At 59.4% G+C, this 16,122-nt stretch carries 12 protein-coding genes; 7 read left to right on the forward strand and 5 right to left on the reverse strand.

Going from position 1 to position 16,122, the window contains the following annotated elements; genetic code table 11:
- Positions 1 to 37 precede the first annotated feature (37 nt).
- The gene (gcvP, locus tag ACWKV5_RS27370; RefSeq protein WP_483843793.1) at positions 38 to 2,911 is read left to right on the forward strand and encodes an aminomethyl-transferring glycine dehydrogenase; all 2,874 of its coding nucleotides are present in this window, start codon (positions 38 to 40) and stop codon (positions 2,909 to 2,911) included.
- An 86-nt stretch (positions 2,912 to 2,997) separates the two neighbouring features.
- On the opposite strand, the gene ACWKV5_RS27375 is transcribed toward gcvP, so the two are convergent.
- The 3 genes from ACWKV5_RS27375 to ACWKV5_RS27385 form a co-directional block, all read right to left on the reverse strand.
- A complete protein-coding gene (locus tag ACWKV5_RS27375; RefSeq protein ID WP_483843794.1) occupies positions 2,998 to 3,315 on the reverse strand; it encodes a DUF2388 domain-containing protein in 318 nt (105 codons plus the stop codon).
- 73 nt (positions 3,316 to 3,388) lie between these two features.
- Entirely contained in the window at positions 3,389 to 5,173 is a 1,785-nt protein-coding gene (gene tfpB, locus ACWKV5_RS27380) for a type IV pilus assembly ATPase TfpB (RefSeq protein WP_483843795.1), read from the reverse strand.
- A 90-nt stretch (positions 5,174 to 5,263) separates the two neighbouring features.
- Positions 5,264 to 5,602 (reverse strand): hypothetical protein, encoded by a 339-nt coding sequence (locus ACWKV5_RS27385; protein WP_483843796.1) that lies wholly within the window; start codon positions 5,600 to 5,602, stop codon positions 5,264 to 5,266.
- Between the two features lie 126 nt (positions 5,603 to 5,728).
- Here ACWKV5_RS27385 and ACWKV5_RS27390 point away from each other — a divergent pair, with 126 nt between their 5' ends.
- Complete coding sequence (locus tag ACWKV5_RS27390) at positions 5,729 to 6,193, forward strand: Lrp/AsnC family transcriptional regulator (RefSeq protein ID WP_027926471.1); 465 nt, start codon at positions 5,729 to 5,731, stop codon at positions 6,191 to 6,193.
- Positions 6,194 to 6,291: 98 nt separating this feature from the next.
- On the opposite strand, the gene ACWKV5_RS27395 is transcribed toward ACWKV5_RS27390, so the two are convergent.
- A complete protein-coding gene (locus tag ACWKV5_RS27395; protein ID WP_059181989.1) occupies positions 6,292 to 7,659 on the reverse strand; it encodes a CYTH domain-containing protein in 1,368 nt (455 codons plus the stop codon).
- Between the two features lie 156 nt (positions 7,660 to 7,815).
- Between ACWKV5_RS27395 and argE the strand changes: the two genes are divergently transcribed.
- Together argE and argA are read left to right on the forward strand one after the other, a co-directional pair.
- Positions 7,816 to 8,967 (forward strand): acetylornithine deacetylase, encoded by a 1,152-nt coding sequence (gene argE, locus ACWKV5_RS27400; protein ID WP_483843797.1) that lies wholly within the window; start codon positions 7,816 to 7,818, stop codon positions 8,965 to 8,967.
- Positions 8,968 to 9,171: 204 nt separating this feature from the next.
- A complete protein-coding gene (gene argA / locus ACWKV5_RS27405) occupies positions 9,172 to 10,470 on the forward strand; it encodes an amino-acid N-acetyltransferase (RefSeq protein ID WP_008026003.1) in 1,299 nt (432 codons plus the stop codon).
- A gap of 112 nt (positions 10,471 to 10,582) precedes the next feature.
- On the opposite strand, the gene tauA is transcribed toward argA, so the two are convergent.
- Entirely contained in the window at positions 10,583 to 11,572 is a 990-nt protein-coding gene (gene tauA / locus ACWKV5_RS27410) for a taurine ABC transporter substrate-binding protein (protein WP_483843798.1), read from the reverse strand.
- Positions 11,573 to 11,934: 362 nt separating this feature from the next.
- Here tauA and ACWKV5_RS27415 point away from each other — a divergent pair, with 362 nt between their 5' ends.
- From ACWKV5_RS27415 to ACWKV5_RS27425, 3 genes are all read left to right on the forward strand, one after another.
- Entirely contained in the window at positions 11,935 to 13,275 is a 1,341-nt protein-coding gene (locus tag ACWKV5_RS27415) for an OprD family outer membrane porin (protein ID WP_483843799.1), read from the forward strand.
- A 406-nt stretch (positions 13,276 to 13,681) separates the two neighbouring features.
- A complete protein-coding gene (locus ACWKV5_RS27420; protein WP_483843800.1) occupies positions 13,682 to 15,022 on the forward strand; it encodes an OprD family porin in 1,341 nt (446 codons plus the stop codon).
- 292 nt (positions 15,023 to 15,314) lie between these two features.
- Positions 15,315 to 15,953: a peroxiredoxin gene (locus ACWKV5_RS27425; RefSeq protein ID WP_483843801.1), complete on the forward strand. Its 639-nt coding sequence runs from the start codon at positions 15,315 to 15,317 to the stop codon at positions 15,951 to 15,953.
- The last annotated feature ends 169 nt before the right edge of the window (positions 15,954 to 16,122 follow it).

The raw sequence follows: 16,122 nt of genomic DNA on the forward strand, positions 1-16,122 counted from the left end.
GCATCGACGCCGAGCGCCAGTCAAGAGAGAGCCCGTCATGTCCCAGTTGCCGTCCCTGAGCCAGTTACGCGACCCCAATGCCTTTCTGCGCCGCCACCTCGGGCCCGATGCCGCCGAGCAGCAGGCGATGCTCGACAGCCTCGGCCTCGGCAGCCGGGTCGAACTGATCGAGCAGACGGTACCGCCGGGTATCCGTCTGAACCGCCCGCTCGACCTGCCGCCCGCCCTCGATGAACAAGCCGCGCTGGCCAAGCTGCGCGGCTACGCCGAGCAAAACCAGGTCTGGACCAGCCTGATTGGCATGGGCTACCACGGCACCCTCACGCCGACCGTGATTGTGCGTAACGTCCTGGAAAACCCCGGTTGGTACACCGCGTACACGCCTTATCAGCCAGAGATTGCCCAAGGCCGGCTCGAAGCGCTGCTGAATTTCCAGCAACTGACCATCGACCTCACCGGCCTGGAACTGGCCAACGCGTCGCTGCTGGATGAAGCCACTGCCGCCGCGGAAGCCATGGCGCTGGCCAAGCGAGTCGCCAAGTCCAAAAGCAATCTGTTCTTCGTCGACCAGAACTGCCATCCGCAGACCATTTCGGTGGTGCAGACCCGCGCCGAAGGCTTTGGCTTCGAACTGATCATCGACACTGTGGATAACTTGAAACAGCACCAGGTGTTCGGCGCCCTGCTGCAATACCCCGACACCCACGGCGAGATCCGCGATCTGCGGCCGTTGATCGATCACCTCCATGCGCAGCAAGCCCTGGCGTGTGTTGCCACTGATTTGATGAGTTTGCTGCTACTGACCCCACCGGGAGAGTTGGGCGCCGATGTGGTGTTTGGCTCATCCCAGCGTTTTGGTGTGCCGATGGGCTACGGCGGGCCGCACGCGGCGTTTTTTGCCAGCCGCGATGAGTACAAACGGGCGATTCCCGGGCGGATCATCGGCGTGTCCAAGGATGCTCGCGGCAATGTTGCGTTGCGCATGGCCCTGCAAACCCGTGAGCAACATATTCGCCGGGAGAAGGCCAACTCGAACATTTGCACCGCTCAAGTGTTGCTGGCCAACATCGCCAGTTTCTACGCGGTCTACCACGGGCCCGAAGGGCTCAAGCGAATTGCCCAGCGTGTGCATCGCTTGACCTGCATCCTCGCTGCCGGACTTGAGCGGCATGGCGTCAGCCGCCTCAACCAGCATTTCTTTGACACCCTGACCCTGGACGTTGGCGGCACCCAGACCGCGATCATCGAAAGCGCTCAAGCGGTGCAGATCAATTTGCGCATTCTGGGGCGTGGACGGTTGGGGTTGAGCCTCGATGAAACCTCGGACGAAACCACCGTCGCCAAGTTGTTCGATGTATTCCTTGGTGCCGATCATGGTCTGAACGTCGACGATCTGGACGCTGAAACGCTGGCGTCCGGCATTCCTGACGGATTGCTGCGCGCCTCGCCTTACTTGCGCCACCCCGTGTTCAATGCGCACCACAGCGAAACCGAGATGCTGCGCTATCTCAAGCAACTGGAGAACAAGGACCTCGCGCTCAACCAGTCGATGATCCCGTTGGGTTCCTGCACCATGAAGCTCAATGCCACCAGCGAGATGATCCCCATCACCTGGCCGCAGTTCGCCAACCTGCACCCATTCGTGCCGAAGGAACAGGCCGTGGGGTATTCGCTCATGATTGAAGAGCTGGAACGCTGGCTCTGCGCGATCACCGGTTTCGATGCGATTTGCATGCAACCCAACTCCGGCGCCCAGGGCGAATACGCCGGGTTGCTGGCGATCCGTAAATACCACGAGAGCCGTCATCAAGGGGCGCGGGACATCTGCCTGATTCCGTCCTCGGCCCACGGCACCAACCCGGCCTCGGCGCAAATGGCCGGGATGCGCGTGGTGATTGTCGAGTGCGACGAAGCCGGCAACGTCGATCTGGATGACCTCAAGAAAAAAGCCTCGGAGGCAGGGGACAAGCTCGCTTGCCTGATGGCGACGTATCCATCGACCCATGGTGTCTACGAGGAAGGCATCAGCGAAATCTGTGAAGTTATCCACAGCCACGGCGGTCAGGTGTACATGGATGGCGCCAACCTCAACGCGCAAGTCGGCCTCGCTCGCCCGGCGGATATTGGCGCTGACGTCTCGCACATGAACCTGCACAAGACTTTCTGTATTCCCCATGGCGGCGGCGGGCCGGGCATGGGGCCGATTGGTGTGCGGGCGCACCTGGCGCCGTTCGTGGCCAATCACCCGGTGGTGCCCATCGACGGGCCATTGCCGCAGAACGGCGCGGTGAGCGCGGCGCCCTGGGGCAGTGCGAGCATTCTGCCGATCAGCTGGATGTACATCGCGATGATGGGGCCGCAATTGGCGGACGCCAGCGAAGTGGCGATCCTCGCCGCGAATTACCTGGCGCAGCATTTATCCGGTGCGTTCCCGGTGCTCTACACCGGGCGCAACGAGCGAGTGGCGCACGAATGCATTCTGGATCTGCGGCCACTGAAGGCGCTGACCGGCATCAGTGAAGAAGACGTGGCCAAGCGCCTGATGGATTACGGTTTCCATGCGCCCACTATGTCGTTTCCCGTGCCGGGGACGTTGATGGTCGAGCCGACCGAAAGTGAATCGAAGGCAGAGCTGGACCGGTTTATCGGGGCGATGCTGAGCATCCGTGCGGAAATCAGCGAGGTGGAAAATGGTAATTGGCCGGCCGAGGACAACCCGCTGAAGCGTTCGCCGCACACCTTGGCGGACATCACCGGAGTGTGGGAGCGGTCTTACAGCATCGAGCAAGCGGTGACGCCGGATGCGCACACCCGACAGCACAAATACTGGCCGGTGGTGAATCGGGTGGACAACGTCTATGGCGACCGGAATCTGTTCTGCGCGTGCGTACCGGTGGATGACTACCGCTGAACTACCGAAACACAAATCCCACAGGAGGGAATTGTGTGCGGGCAAAAGAATGCCGCTCAGTGAGCGGCATTTTCGTATCGATGGACTTACTTCGAAGCGACGGCGTTCTTCGCCAGAATCGCATTCGCCAGTTCCATGTCCGTCACTTGCAGGCCCGGGTTGTCGGCGCGGACTTTCTGCATCGCCGCTTCCAGGTAAGGGCCGCGAATCCCGCCGTCACTGGCGACGAAGCTGCTGGCATCGTCCTGGGCGGCGACGATCAGTTTGTGATCCTTGAACGTCAGGTAGGTCGAACCGGTGGTCGCGCCTGACGAGAGGACGTTAGTCCAAAAGCTATCGGCCATCGCGGAACCGACTGGAAGGGACAGCAGCGCGACGGTGGCGACAGCAAGTTTGAAACGCATGATGGGTGACTCCACTGGGTTAACTACACGGCCTTGGATAGCCATCCCCCCATCCAGTTCCATACACCCGCGCCTACTTTTGCTCGCTCTGCGGCGTCACGCGCAGCACCTCTTCAATCGTGGTCAAACCCGCCGCCACTTTCTGTGCGCCCGACAGCCGCAAGCTGCGCATGCCTTCCTTGAATGCCTGACGCCGGATTGCCAGCAGGTCGGTGTCCGGGTTGATCAACGCTTTGACGCCGTCCGTGAGCTGCATGATCTCGTAGACCCCGGCGCGGCCGTGATAGCCGGTGTCGCGACACTCCAGGCAGCCGATGGCGCGCTGCGCGTTGCTCGGCAGCGGGGCTTGCCAGGGTTTGGTCAGGGTTTGCCAATCATCTTCGCCCAGCGTCAGCGGCGCCTTGCAATGTGGGCACAAGGTGCGCACCAGACGCTGGGCCATGACGCCCAATACAGTGGCTTTGATCAGGTAATGCGGTACGCCGAGTTCCAGCAGGCGACTGATCGCGCTCGGCGCGTCGTTGGTGTGCAGCGTCGAGAGCACCAAGTGGCCGGTGAGCGCCGCCTGAATCGCCATCTCGGCGGTTTCGAGGTCGCGAATTTCGCCGATCATGATGATGTCCGGGTCTTGTCGCATCAGCGCGCGCACGCCGGCGGCGAAGGTCAGGTCGATGTTGTGCTGGACCTGCATCTGGTTGAACGCGGGCTCGACCATTTCAATCGGGTCTTCGATGGTGCAGAGGTTGACCTCCGGTGTCGCCAGTTTCTTCAGCGTGGTGTACAGCGTGGTGGTCTTGCCGGAACCGGTCGGCCCGGTGACCAGAATGATGCCGTTGGGCTGGCGGGTCATGTCCTGCCAGCGGCGCAGGTCTTCGGCGGAGAAGCCCAACTGATCGAAATCCTTGAGCAGCACTTCCGGGTCGAAAATCCGCATGACCATTTTTTCGCCAAATGCCGTTGGCAATGTCGACAGCCGCAGTTCGACTTCACCGCCGTCCGGGGTCTTGGTTTTCACCCGGCCGTCCTGGGGTTTGCGCTTCTCCGCGACGTTCATCCGCCCGAGGCTTTTCAGGCGGCTGACGATGGCCATGGTCACTTGCGGCGGGAATTGATAGACGTTGTGCAACACGCCGTCGATGCGAAAACGCACTGTGCCTTGCTCGCGCCGGGGTTCGATGTGGATATCGCTGGCGCGCTGCTGGAACGCGTACTGAAACAGCCAGTCGACGATGTTGACGATGTGCGCGTCATTGGCGTCCGGCTCCTGGTCGCTGGCGCCGAGGTTGAGCAGTTGCTCGAAGTTGCCCAGCGTGCTGGTTTGCTGATCGGCAGTGGTCGCGCCGCTGACCGATTTGGCCAGACGGAAAAACTCGACGCTCAAGCGCTGGATGTCCACCGGGTTGGCCACGACCCGTTTGATCGGCAGCTTCAACACGTGGGTCAGGTCGGCTTCCCAGCCGCTGACGTAGGGCTGGGCGCTGGCCACCGTCACCGCGTCGCGGTCGATCGACACCGCGAGAATCTTGTGGCGCTGGGCAAAGGCGTAGGACATCAGCGGCGTGATGGCCGCTACGTTGATCTTCAGCGGATCAATGCGCAGGTAAGGCTGGCCGGCCTGCTGCGACAGCCACAGGGTCAGGCTTTCCAGGTCCAGGTGTTTGCCGGGACGGCTGAGATCGTCGAGGTGTTGGCTGGCGATGAACTCCAGCGGGTGCATCTGGCCATTGGCGGCGTGGCGGCGGCGTGCATTGAGCGCGTGCTCGGCCGAGTCCTGGCTGATGAAACCTTGGGCGACCAGTTCGCGCAGCAAATCATTGAGATCCAGCCAGCGGTCCTGAATGGCAAGTTGAACGGACATGCGGGCTCCTCATGAACAACAGTCCGCAAAGGATAGTCGCGCAGCCGTCGACCGTTGGGCCACTACCCGACGAAGCCGTGTCGGGGCTTTTCAGCCCGCCGCCTGGGCCGGTTGATCCCACGCGGCCTCAGCGGTTTGCAGCTCGACCGAGCAGACGCTGATCATGTTGCGTAATTTTTCTGCAATCACTTGGGCGCGGTGCCAACTGAGACCGTCCATGACGATGTCGATCGATAGCAAATCCTCCTGGCGCTGCACGTTGACCTGTTGCGGCGTCAAGAACTGCAAGGCGAACAGATTGAGCGCCCGGCACAGCAGGTCCGGTTCGGCCTCGGCCAGCAGTTGGTAATGAACGCGGCAATGGGCGTTGTTGGCGTTCCAGACATCGGCTCGGGTGGACGGGGTGTGGACGGCTTCAAGGTGCGGCATGGTCGGACTCCAAAATCACTGGAGGAATTTTTACATTCGTTGCCGGGCATTTCTTATCTATGATTGGGCTTATTGGCGATTTATCGAATCGTGCAATTCAATGGCTAAGTGATTTAAGGTTTTTCTATGCAAAGCGAACTCGATGGCTACGACCGCAAGATTCTCGCGTTGCTGCAAGAGGACGCTTCGCTCTCCAGCGCACAGATCGCCGAACAGGTGGGGCTGTCGCAGTCGCCATGCTGGCGGCGGATTCAGCGGATGAAGGAAGAGGGGATCATTCGCGGGCAGGTGACGTTGCTGGACCGCAAGAAAATCGGCCTGAACACGCAGATTTTTGCCGAGATCAAACTCAACGCGCACGGGCGGTCGAACTTCACTGAGTTCACCGAGGCAATTCGCGGTTTTCCCGAGGTGCTGGAGTGTTATGTGCTGATGGGGTCGGTGGATTTTTTGCTGCGGATTGTCACGGCGGACATTGAGGCGTATGAGCGGTTTTTTTTCGAGAAGCTATCGATGGTGCCGGGGATACAGGAAGTGAACTCGATTGTGGCGTTGTCGGAGATCAAGTCGACGACGAGTTTGCCGGTCTGAAGTTTTGCGGTGAATGTGCTGGCCCCTTCGCGAGCAGGCTCGCTCCCACATTTGGAATGCATTCCATTGTGGGAGCGAGCCTGCTCGCGAAGGCGGTTTTACATACGCAGCAGCATTTTCCAGGCGCGATTCTGATACACCGCAATCGCCTGCTGCTTACGCGCATCCAGCGATTCATCGGTGATCGGTTCGTTGGCCAGTTGCGCCAGCTGTTTCAGCTCACCGTACAGGCGATCCATTTCCGGGATGTCCAGCACGCCACGGGCATGGTGCAGCCAGGCCTGGATGCGTTCGATGCGCGGCAGTTGCTCAGCCAGATCTTCCGGCTGTTGCTGATAACGCTGCAATTGCAGGGAGGTTGCTTCTTCACCCAGCAAACGCGGCAACCAGCTACCCAGTTGCGCAGCGCCCTGACGATTACCGCGGACGTTGCGATCAGCCGCCCAGGTGCGGGCCAGCAACCAACGCGAAGTGTTCAGCGAGAACAGGCCCCAGCGCGGGTCTTCCAGTTCTTCGAGGAATTGTTCCGGTGCGGCTTTGCGCACGTCCTCGTCCTCAATACCGGCCTGCACCAGCGGACGCCAGTCTTCCAGCAACGCATCCAGCGCAAGGCGCAGGTCGTGCGTCGACTGACGTGGTGCGGCCTGGCCCAGGCTGCTGAGCAAAGCACGCAATTCAGCGAGGTTTTCAACCCAGTCCAGCAACAGGCGCCAGTGGCCGTTGAAGCGATACTGCTCGGCCAGACGCTGGCTGCTGCCCAGCAAGTGCCAGCTCAGCGCGGCGAACGCGTCGTCCAGCGGGGTTTCGGCGGTGATTTGCGGCGCCGGCAGGCTCAACGAATAGCTGTTGGCGTCGTACAGGCGATAGCCGCGCTCAGCCTTGCTGATGTCGCAAGGCATCAGGGCCAGGGTCGCGGCCAGTTCGGCGGCCAGTTCCAGCAGGGCGGCCGGCTCGCCTTCGCGCAATTCCAGTTCCAGCTCGCAGATTTCTTCTTTCTGCTTGCCGACGATCACGTGGCCCAGGTCCAGCGCGGCTTCGATGACCACTTTGGTCTTGCCACGGCCCCAGGCGATTTCAGCGCGTTCGCGAACGAAATCGGTGGTGAAGATCGGCTTCAGGGTTTTCTTGTCCAGTTCAGCCAGCTCTTCAGGCCAGCATTCGCCGTCGAGTTTCTTCACGTCGAGCTTGGCTTTGGGCAGGTTCCAGTCGTATTCGTTACGCTCGGACAGGCCGGCAACACTGTGGCCGCGGGTCTTGAGCGTCTGAATCACTTCTTCGCCATCGCGGCGCAGGCGCAGGGCAACCTTGGCGCGGGCCAGGTCGCGCTCAGGCGTGTCGAAGTACTGATTCATCAACTCACGGCGTTCCCAGCCACTTTTGTTGCGTTTTTTCAGGAGCGGGTGCTCGCGCAGGGCGGCGAGGGTTTCGCGGCTGACGCGGAGCTTGATTTCGGTTTCTTTCTGCATGGCCGGAAAATCCAGGATCGGGAGCGCAGCCGGGGGAATGTGTGGCTGCCAAGGTCGTGCAGTGTACAGGACTCGCAAGTCCTACGCGCCGCGACGGTTTATTCCTGTCGCCAGAAGGTTCTATGATGGACTTCAATTCGGGAGTTGGAGTCAGCGATGCCTTTGCCGTCCATGAAAGATCAGTTCGCTGCACTGATCGCTGCGCCGTCGGTCAGCTGCACCCAACCGAGCCTGGATCAGACCAATCGCCCGGTGATCGATTTGCTGGCGACGTGGCTGGGTGATCTGGGTTTTGCCTGTGATATCCAACAGGTCAGCCCCGGCAAGTTCAACCTGCTCGCCAGTTTTGGTTCCGGCCCCGGTGGCCTGGTGCTGGCCGGCCACAGTGACACGGTGCCGTTCGATGGCGCGTTGTGGCAGACCGATCCGCTGAAGCTCACCGAGGTCGATGGTCGTTGGGTGGGCCTGGGCAGTTGCGACATGAAGGGCTTTTTCGCCCTGGCCATCGAAGCGGTGATCCCGCTGCTGGATCAGCCGTTCAAGCAACCGCTGCTGATCCTCGCTACGTGCGATGAAGAAAGCTCGATGTCCGGTGCCCGCGCCTTGGCCAAGGCCGGGCGTGCATTGGGCCGCGCGGCGGTCATCGGCGAGCCGACCGGGCTGAAGCCGATCCGCATGCACAAAGGCATCATGATGGAGCGCATCGACATTCTCGGTCAGAGCGGCCACTCCTCGGACCCACGCCTGGGCCACAGCGCTCTTGAAGCGATGCACGACGCCATCGGCGAACTGCGGGGCCTGCGCCTGTTGTGGCAGCGCGAATTCCGCAATCCGCAGTTTGGCGTGCCGACGCCGACCATGAACTTCGGCTGCATTCATGGCGGCGACAACCCTAACCGCATCTGCGGCCAATGCTCGCTGGAGTTCGACCTGCGTCCCTTGCCGGGCATGGACCCCAAGGCCTTGCGCGCGGAGATTCTGCAGCGGCTCAAACCGGTTGCCGAGCGCCATCAGGTGAAGATCGATTACGCGCCACTGTTCCCTGAGGTGCCGCCCTTCGAACAGGCCGAAGACTCGGAATTGGTACGGGTTGCGCAAAAGCTGACCGGTCATGACGCCGAAGCAGTGGCGTTCGGCACCGAAGCGCCTTATCTTCAGCAACTTGGCTGCGAGACACTGGTGCTCGGCCCGGGCGATATCGCCTGCGCCCACCAGCCGGGGGAATACCTCGAAATGTCACGTTTGCAGCCTACGGTGCATCTATTACGTCAACTGATTCAACATTACTGCCTGACACCGGCCAGTTGAGCGACATCAAAAATGTGGGAGCGAGCCTGCTCCCACAGGGTTTTGTGTTTTGGCTGACTCACCGTATAAATTGCCAGTGTCCCAACCCGTATTCATGAGGAGAGCGCGCGTGTCGCCAAGCCTGTTCCGACGATAACCATCAGCCCGCTGTGCGTTTTCAGTTTCGCCCATTTTTTGGCTGCTATTTATTACAGGCCCAGGTTCATGCCCGAATACGTTAATTGGCTTCGTCACGCTTCGCCTTACATCAATGCCCACCGCGATTGCACCTTTGTCGTCATGCTCCCCGGCGATGGTGTGGAACATCCGAATTTCGGCAATATCGTCCACGACCTGGTGCTGTTGCACAGCCTGGGCGTGCGGCTGGTGCTGGTTCACGGTTCCCGCCCGCAAATTGAAACGCGCCTGGCTGCGCGCGGCCTGACCCCGCATTACCACCACGGCATGCGCATCACCGATGCCGCGACGCTGGAGTGTGTGATCGATGCCGTCGGTCAACTGCGCATCGCCATCGAAGCGCGTCTGTCCATGGACATGGCCTCGTCGCCGATGCAGGGCTCGCGCCTGCGGGTGGCCAGCGGCAACCTGGTCACGGCGCGGCCGATCGGGGTGCTGGAAGGCGTGGATTATCACCACACCGGCGAAGTGCGCCGGGTCGACCGCAAAGGCATCAACCGCCTGCTGGACGAGCGCTCCATCGTATTGCTGTCGCCGTTGGGTTACTCGCCGACCGGTGAGATCTTCAACCTTGCCTGCGAAGACGTCGCCACTCGTGCGGCCATCGACCTGGGCGCGGACAAGTTGCTGCTGTTCGGCGCCGACCTGGGCCTGATCGATGAAAACGGTCGTCTGGTGCGCGAACTGCGTCCGCAACAAGTGCCGGCGCATCTACAGCGGCTGGGCAGCAACTATCAGGCTGAATTGTTGGATGCAGCAGCTGAGGCGTGCCGCGGCGGTGTGGCGCGCAGTCATATCGTCAGCTACGCCGAAGACGGTGCCCTGCTGACCGAACTGTTCACCCGTGACGGTGGCGGTACGCTGGTGGCGCAGGAACAATTCGAAGTGGTGCGTGAAGCCGCGATTGAAGACGTCGGTGGTTTGCTGGATTTGATCAGCCCGCTGGAAGAGCAGGGGATTCTGGTGCGTCGTTCCCGCGAAGTGCTGGAGCGCGAGATCGAGCAGTTCAGCGTGGTTGAACGCGAAGGCATGATCATCGCCTGTGCGGCGTTGTATCAGATTGCCGATTCGGACGCCGGGGAGTTGGCGTGCCTGGCGGTGAACCCGGAATACCGTCATGGCGGTCGCGGTGATGAACTGCTGGAGCGCATCGAAACCCGTGCCCGGGCCCAGGGGTTGAAAACCCTGTTCGTGCTGACGACCCGCACCGCTCACTGGTTCCGCGAACGCGGGTTTGTGCCGAGCAGCGTTGAACGCCTGCCGTCGGCACGGGCTTCGCTGTACAACTATCAGCGTAATTCGAAGATCTTCGAAAAGACCTTATAACCGCAGCGCGTCCATCTCGAACAGGCTCGCTCCCACAGCAGATCTCCAGTGAATGCAGATCCAGTGTGGGAGCGAGCCTGCTCGCGATGGGCTGCGCAGCAGCCCCTGGCAATTACTCAGCCACAAACTTGGCACTGACATACGCCGAATAATCCGGCAGCACCGTCTCTACCTTCCCTTGCTCCTTCAAGAACTTCGCAGTCTCGCCAATCGCCTTCGCCGTGCCTCCCTCCAGTAGTGCGGTGGTCTGCTGGGCCTTGGCATCCGGGAATGCAGAACCGGCCAACAACTCCGGTACATCGGCGGCATTGGCACCGGTCAGTTTGGCGATTTTCTGTACCGGCACCGAATCGGCGGTCCAGCTGTCTTTATGCGCGGCGTAGTCGGCGAACGAGTCGAGTGTGACCTTGGCAAACTTGGCTACAACCTCTGGGTGTTTCTCTGCGTAATCCTTACGCGCGACCCAGACCTCGAAGGTCGGCGCTCCCCACTGGCCGACCTGCGCCGCATCGGTCAACGTCTTGCCGGTCTTGCGAATTTCCCCCAGTGCCGGCGACCAGACAAACGCGCCATCAATATCCCCGCGCTTCCACGCGGCAGCAATTTCCGCCGGTTGCAGATTCACTACTTTGACTTTCGAGGCGTCCAGGCCCCAGTGCTTCAGTGCGCCGAGCAAGCTGTAGTGAGAGGTTGAAACGAACGGGGTGGCGATGGTCTTGCCGATCAGATCTTCCGGTTTATCGATGCCGCTGCCGTTGCGCACCACCAGGGCTTCCGCCGCATTGATCTGCGCCGACACGATGAACGCAACAATCGGCAAGTTGCGCGAAGCGGCCGCGGCCAAGGGACTTGAGCCGAGGTTGCCGATTTGTACGTCACCCGACGCGATGGCAGTCACCACTTCCGGGCCGCTGTTGAAGCGACGCCAGTCGATTTTCTCGCCGATGGTTTTTTCGTACAGACCGTCTGCCTGGGGGACTTTGCTGGGGTCGATGCCGGTTTGATAACCCACGGTCAGGTTGGCCGCCTGAGCGGAGAGAGAAACTAACAGCGATACACAAACTGTAACAATTGAACCGGATAGTGCGCGTTTGGTCGTCATGACATGGCCTTTCGGTAAGGTTTTGTTTCCGAATTGCTTCAAACGCTAAACGATCTAAAAAACCGCTAATAAATACTATTTAGGAATTAGCTTATGAGCTGGGGGCTCTATTCTGGGGACAGGGAGCGACGCGGAGCGTAATTCCTAAAGGGTATGAGAAAAGAAAGAGCTAGTTCTTTTCAGGTTTATGACGAACTCATGACCTGCATGGACCAAAAAACGGGGGATTAGACCATGGTCGTAGACACACATAGTTACGATTGACTTGTGGGTCACGCTCTGGCGCTAATCGCGCATCTTAGGATTCCGAGCATCGACTTGGGGCCAGGAACACAAGAATTAGAATCGAGAGGAGCTTCACAATGAACAAGTCAAACTTGGCTTTGGCCGTGGCCGTAGGGGTTTTGGCGCAGCAGGCAGGCGCCGCTGGTTTCCTGGAAGACAGCAAGGCTTCCGTCAGTTCGCGTACTTACTATTTTGACGCCGATGCCCGTGAAGGCGCCGCGACGCCTGCTAACCGTCAGCGCGAGGCAGCTGAGGGTCTGAAGTTCGATTACCTGTCCGGTTTCACCCAAGGTACCGTAGGTTTTGGTATCGACGCCCAGGCACTGGTGGGTATCCATCTGGACGGCGGCAAGGGCCATCACCCGGACAACAACTCCTTCTCTCCTAGCGATTCCGATGGATCGGCAGAGAGTGAATGGAGTCGTCTGGCGGGCAACGTCAAGGCACGCTTCTCGAAGACCGAGGCCCACTTGGGTGGCGCTCTTCAGCCAAACATGCCGATCCTGATCGCGAACGACAGCCGAGTGCTGCCGCAGACCTTCGAAGGTGGCACCATCACCTCGAAGGAAATCGACAATGTGACCTTCAACCTGGGCCAACTGGAGCACGCAACCGGTCGCGCCTCCTCCAACAGCACTGGCCTGGCAGTGAATGGCGGTACTCAGGAAAGCAACAAATTCCGTTACGCCGGCGCTGACTGGAAGGTCACCAAAGACCTGATGCTGCAGTACTACTACGCGAACCTGGAAGACTACTACAAGCAGAACTTCCTCGGTCTGGTGCACGTTTACCCGATTGCCTCGAACCAGTCGTTCAAGACCGATCTGCGTTATTTCGACAGTAGCTCCGACGGCAAGAACGGTGATGCTGGCTATCGGTTCAACAACAACGGTGGCTACGCCAAGACCCTGGGCGAGGTTGATAACCAAACCTGGAGCGCAACCTTCACCTATACCCTGGGTGGCAGCGCATTCCTGCTCGGGCACCAGCGCGTCAGCGATGACGGCGGCTTTGTGTTCCTGAACCAGGGTAGCGTCCTCGATGGCAACGGTCGCAACGAAGGCGCCGGCGGCGCCAGCTTCTACTCGTTTACCGATGCCACAGTTGGCAGCTTTATCCGTGCCGGTGAAAACACCACGTACGGCCAGTACTCCTACGATTTCGCCTCGCTGGGCGTACCCGGCCTGAAAGCTTCGATTTCTTACCTGAGTGGTCAAGACATCAAGGCTACCAACGGTGTTGGTAAAGACCTGAGCGAGCATGAGACCGACGCACGTATCGATTACGTGATTCAAACGGGCGCACTTAAAGGGTTTGGTACAACGCTGCGTCACGGTACTTATCGTGGCGATGGCACCAGCCTTGTTGATCAGGACCAGACTCGTCTGATCTTCAACTACACCTACAGCTTCCTGTAACAAGTCGTCAGAAAAGGCCTCGCCAATTGGCGAGGCTTTTTTTTGCCTGTTTATTCCAATAAATGCTGTCGTGCGCATTTTTTATTCTTTTTGGTTTTTTTCTCCAGCACCTAAAGTAGGCCCCGCCCGGCCTTGGTCTCGACGCCGGCACTAGTTGAGCAACCCCCCGTTAGTAGAACAGGTCAAGGAATTGGCTTTCATGCCGATACCTCGGATCTGTGCTGCGCAGGCATATACCTAAATTGCATTAAAAAGTAACGCACAATTCTTTTTGGCTTTATGTAGCTGTATCCTGCACGGCCAAAACGACCAGCCTAGAAGGGCTCGGCAAAAATTGCGCGTCTTAGGATCCGGGGCATTCGACCCAGGACCAAGACCATAAGCATTAGTAATGAGGAGCGAAACAATGAACAAGTCCACCTTGGCCATCGCTGTGGCCGTTGGGGTTTTGGCGCAGCAAGCAGGCGCCGCTGGTTTTATCGAAGACAGCAAGGCAACCCTGGGGCTGCGTAATTTCTACATCAACACCGATAACCGTGACGGTACCGGTCCGAACAAAAACGAAGAGTGGGGCCAAGGCTTCGATCTGCGTTTCATCTCCGGTTACACCCAAGGCACCGTCGGCTTCGGTATCGATGCGATCGGCCTATTGGGCGTCAAGCTGGATTCGGGCGGCGGCACCAACGGCGCTACTGCTACCTCTTACGGTGGCACTGTGTTCCCGAGCAAGTCCAACGGCGAAGCGGTTGATGACTTCTCCAGCCTGGGCCTGACCGCCAAGGCCAAGGTTTCCCAGACTGAACTGAAACTGGGCACCCTGCAGCCGAAAAACCCGGTCATCGTGACCAACGATGGTCGTCTGCTGCCGCAAACCTGGCAGGGTGGCCAGATCACTTCCGCCGAGATCAAGGACCTGTCGCTGGTCGGTGGTCAGATCGAAGCCGTTAAAGGCCGTAACTCCAGCAACAACGAGCAGATGTCCATTTCGGGCGCGAACTCTCGTGGGACCAAGTTCCGCGACAGCAACAAGTTCATCTACGCCGGTGGTGACTACAAAATCACCAAGGACCTGACGGCCCAGTACTACTACGGCAACCTGGAAGAGTTCTACAAGCAACACTTCCTGGGTCTGGTTCACAACTGGGCAATCGGCCCGGGCGTGTTGAAGTCGGATTTCCGTTACTTCAACAGCTCTGACGATGGTGCCAACGGTCACGACCCGCTGTACTACACCACTGGCAACTACAACGCGCCAAACGGTAAAGGCAAGGTCGACAACAACCTGTACAGCGGCCTGTTCCTGTATACGGTTGCCGGTCATACCTTCGGTGGCGGTTACCAGGTCAGCAACGGCAGCAGCGACTTCCCTTGGCTGAACCAGGGTGATGGTTCGTCGAACTACACCATCACCGATTCGCAAATCCAGAAGTTTGGCCGTGCCGGCGAGAAAACCTGGCAAGCACGCTACTCGTTCGACTTTGCCAAGGTTGGTGTACCAGGCCTGACCGCCGGTATGGTTTACCTGCGCGGTGACAACATCGACACCGTCAACGGTGCAGGTAAAGAGTTGGCCAATGGCGCTTCCGAGTGGGAACGCGACTTGAGCGTTGCCTACGTCCTTCAGGACGGCCCGCTGAAGAACCTTGGTGTTGCCTGGAAGAACGCTATGTGGCGCACCGACCTGCCGGGCACTCGCTCCCAGGACGAAAACCGCCTGATCCTCAGCTACTCGATCCCGCTGTTGTAATAGCGCTCGAGTAACCGAGACAAAAAAAGCCCCGCCCGGCATCTCGCCGGGCGGGGCTTTTGCGTTTCGAGGCGGGGTCACCCCCGTAAACCCGCCTCGAAATTCCCCTCTTTTGCAGCACTCAAGGCCTTCTCGAACCTTGGGGGCGATGTTGGGCGCGTCGCCTGTTCACGTCCAGTGAACAGATCTTTAATATTTCTTTATGATCTAAATAAATCGATATTTATTCTTTTTAATTATTCGTGGATGCAGGCAAAGTCGAGCTCAACAAGCACTCACCAGGAGCAGCACCATGAGCCTCAGACTTGGCGATATCGCCCCCGACTTTGAACAGGATTCCAGCGCCGGCACCCTCCGTTTCCACGAATGGCTGGGCGATAGCTGGGGCGTGCTGTTTTCCCATCCGGCGGACTTCACCCCGGTGTGCACCACCGAACTGGGGTTCACCGCCCGGCTCAAGGACGAATTTGCCCAGCGCGGGGTCAAGGCCATCGCCCTGTCGGTTGACCCGGTGGACTCGCATCACCGGTGGATCGAGGACATCAACGAGACCCAGAACACCCTCGTCAACTTCCCGATCCTCGCAGATGCCGACCGCAAGGTGTCGGACCTGTACGACCTGATCCATCCCAACGCCAACGACACCCTGACCGTGCGCTCGCTGTTCGTGATCGACCCGAAGAAAAAGATTCGGCTGACCATCACGTACCCGGCGAGTACCGGTCGCAACTTCCACGAAATCCTGCGAGTGATTGATTCACTGCAACTGACCGATAACTACAAGGTGGCGACCCCGGCCAACTGGCAGGACGGTGATGAAGTGGTGATCGTGCCGTCGCTCAAGGATGAAGATGAAATCAGGCAGCGTTTTCCCAAGGGCTATCGCGCGGTAAAACCGTATTTGCGTTTGACGCCGCAGCCGAACAGGTAACCATTTTCAGCGCGGCTTGAATCCTCTTCGCGAGCAGGCTCGCTTGTATGGTAGGACTTGAAGGGAGGAGGAGGGACTAGGCTCGATTCTGACTGTTGACGCAGTACAGACCGTGGGAGATTTCGCCCCTCCTCCTTTCACCCAAGCGCCGATAAAGAATGCTTCTGGC

The sequence above is a fragment of the Pseudomonas oplopanacis genome, assembly GCF_057128725.1.

What these genes read in the sequence shown, in the direction of transcription:
- argE (WP_483843797.1), top strand. Translation starts at nt 7,816, where the DNA reads ATGCCTTTGCCGTCCATGAAAGATCAGTTCGCTGCACTGATCGCTGCG.
- ACWKV5_RS27420 (WP_483843800.1), top strand. Translation starts at nt 13,682, where the DNA reads ATGAACAAGTCCACCTTGGCCATCGCTGTGGCCGTTGGGGTTTTGGCG.
- ACWKV5_RS27425 (WP_483843801.1), top strand. Translation starts at nt 15,315, where the DNA reads ATGAGCCTCAGACTTGGCGATATCGCCCCCGACTTTGAACAGGATTCC.
- ACWKV5_RS27375 (WP_483843794.1), bottom strand. Translation starts at nt 3,315, where the DNA reads ATGCGTTTCAAACTTGCTGTCGCCACCGTCGCGCTGCTGTCCCTTCCA.
- tfpB (WP_483843795.1), bottom strand. Translation starts at nt 5,173, where the DNA reads ATGTCCGTTCAACTTGCCATTCAGGACCGCTGGCTGGATCTCAATGAT.
- ACWKV5_RS27385 (WP_483843796.1), bottom strand. Translation starts at nt 5,602, where the DNA reads ATGCCGCACCTTGAAGCCGTCCACACCCCGTCCACCCGAGCCGATGTC.
- ACWKV5_RS27415 (WP_483843799.1), top strand. Translation starts at nt 11,935, where the DNA reads ATGAACAAGTCAAACTTGGCTTTGGCCGTGGCCGTAGGGGTTTTGGCG.
- argA (WP_008026003.1), top strand. Translation starts at nt 9,172, where the DNA reads ATGCCCGAATACGTTAATTGGCTTCGTCACGCTTCGCCTTACATCAAT.
- ACWKV5_RS27390 (WP_027926471.1), top strand. Translation starts at nt 5,729, where the DNA reads ATGCAAAGCGAACTCGATGGCTACGACCGCAAGATTCTCGCGTTGCTG.
- tauA (WP_483843798.1), bottom strand. Translation starts at nt 11,572, where the DNA reads ATGACGACCAAACGCGCACTATCCGGTTCAATTGTTACAGTTTGTGTA.
- ACWKV5_RS27395 (WP_059181989.1), bottom strand. Translation starts at nt 7,659, where the DNA reads ATGCAGAAAGAAACCGAAATCAAGCTCCGCGTCAGCCGCGAAACCCTC.
- gcvP (WP_483843793.1), top strand. Translation starts at nt 38, where the DNA reads ATGTCCCAGTTGCCGTCCCTGAGCCAGTTACGCGACCCCAATGCCTTT.